This window comes from Halomonas sp. V046 (assembly GCF_052645355.1).
This window is the reverse complement of the sequence record NZ_JBQXYF010000046.1, coordinates 1-700: the sequence shown is the minus strand read 5'-3', so window position 1 is coordinate 700 and position 700 is coordinate 1. Positions and strand designations below refer to the sequence as shown.

The following is a 700-nucleotide window of genomic DNA, read 5'->3' as shown; positions in this document are numbered from 1 at the left end:
GTACTTAGATGTTTCAGTTCCCCTGGTTCGCCTCCCAACACCTATGTATTCAGTGTGGGATACCCAAGTTACCTTGGGTGGGTTTCCCCATTCAGAAATGTCCGGGTCACAGGTTGTTTGCCACCTCGCCGAACCTTATCGCAGGCTTCCACGTCTTTCATCGCCTCTGACTGCCTAGGCATCCACCGTATGCGCTTCATCGCTTGACCATATAACCCGAAAGGGTCTGTCAATCGATGACGCACGACAATTGCCGGATACGCTTGAAACGTATCTTACTTTGTCAGCATGATTTACATTGTTAAAGAGCGTTAGAGCCAAAAGCCCTAAGCGATAGACTTGATGCGCTGGTGACAGCGACAAGCACACGGCTTAGAACTTGAACATGACAGTCGGGAAGTGGTGGAGCCTAGCGGGATCGAACCGCTGACCTCCTGCGTGCAAGGCAGGCGCTCTCCCAGCTGAGCTAAGGCCCCGCTTCCGCTGGACCTTGGCGACGTTTCGCCAGTTTCCCTTCGGTCGAGACCGAAGATGAACGTGCTGTCACCGGCATGACGCCGATGGAGCAGACGGCCCAAACAGTCATTGCTCTTGCTTGATCAGGTAATTCATTGTGAGCACTTACCGACAGTCAGATGACTCGTCGATTAAGGAGGTGATCCAGCCGCAGGTTCCCCTACGGCTACCTTGTTACGACTTC

General features: G+C 53.3%; 1 tRNA gene and 2 rRNA genes. All 3 read right to left on the bottom strand.

From position 1 onward, the window contains the following. Nucleotides 1-209, bottom strand: a 23S ribosomal RNA gene (locus ACUN9Y_RS22145); the annotation flags it as partial. 191 nt (nucleotides 210-400) lie between these two features. Further along, nucleotides 401-476, bottom strand: a tRNA-Ala gene (locus tag ACUN9Y_RS22140). Nucleotides 477-648: 172 nt separating this feature from the next. Further along, nucleotides 649-700, bottom strand: a 16S ribosomal RNA gene (locus ACUN9Y_RS22135); the annotation flags it as partial.